Here is a 1027-nt window from a genome sequence, read left to right as displayed (position 1 = left end):
CCCCAACCCTCTCCCATTATTGGGAGGGGGTGGCGAAGAGAGGGACGAACGAAGCCGGGGGAGGGGAAACTCTTTGGCTTACCTCGCCCCGCATGCTTGTAGACAGGCCTGCATGTGGCCCCGTGCCTCGGCGGCGATGATGGCGCACTGCACGAGCGAGTACTCTTTGGCCCCAATCACTTCTAGATCAACTGGGCCGGTATAGCCGCTCTCGTGCAGGACACGTATATAGCCCAAAAGATCAATGTCGCCGCGGCCATTGGCTTGCATCTCGGGCTTGCCGGGGTTCTGCTGGCGGCCTTTGCAGTCGCGGATATGGACATGCTTGACGCGGGAGATCACGGCGCTGATTGCCTCGACGGGGTTCTCTTGGCCTCGGTAGATATGCGACGGGTCCATATCAATGCCAAATGCAGGCGACGTAATCGCCTCCATGAGCTGGAGAGTTGTGGGCGTGTTCCAGATCGCCGCCCCCACATGGGCCTTCACACAGAGCGTCACGCCGTACTTCTCCGCCATGTCCGCCAGTGCCCCTAGCGAGTCAATGGATTTTTGCAAGCTCTCCTCATCGCCGGTCTTGCCGCCGGGGCCGCAGTTGACAATGGGAATCCCGATCTCAACCGCGGCTTGAAACGCCTTCTCCATCTTCGCCGCGTCTTGGGAGGGCTGCTCCATCGCCAATAGCTCCAGCCCAAACTCCGTCGAGAGCGCCTTGATCTCGCCCGCCACGTCCTGCCAGCGGTCCAGCACCAAGTGCTCGCTCATGCCATCAATTGCGGAGAGCTCGATGCCATCGTAGCCCGCCCGCGCGATCTGCTCGAACGCCTCGCGCATCGAGAAACCGCCAAATAAAACCGAATTCGCGCCAAGTTTCATAGTTGTATCCTTGCTCCTTGTCCGGAAGAACGAGTCTTCCGGCTTGAAAGGGCGACGCTCGCCTGCGCGAGCAATAGATTTGTTTGGCTGCGAAGGCAGCCGTCGTCCTCTTAAGCCGAAGGTTTTAACCTACGGCAAACTAACTACTGTT

At 59.4% G+C, this 1027-nt stretch carries 1 protein-coding gene; it reads right to left on the bottom strand.

All coding sequences use genetic code 11. The annotated features are described in order from the left end of the window. Positions 1–78: 78 nt before the first annotated feature. Entirely contained in the window at positions 79–876 is a 798-nt protein-coding gene (locus RMO15_RS04325) for a sugar phosphate isomerase/epimerase (RefSeq protein WP_309708287.1), read from the bottom strand. Positions 877–1027 lie beyond the last annotated feature (151 nt).

The sequence above is a fragment of the Armatimonas sp. genome (genome assembly GCF_031410135.1).
Taxonomy (GTDB): domain Bacteria; phylum Armatimonadota; class Armatimonadia; order Armatimonadales; family Armatimonadaceae; genus Armatimonas.
The sequence above is the reverse complement of the archived record's forward strand: the minus strand, read 5'-3'. Positions and strand labels throughout refer to the sequence as shown.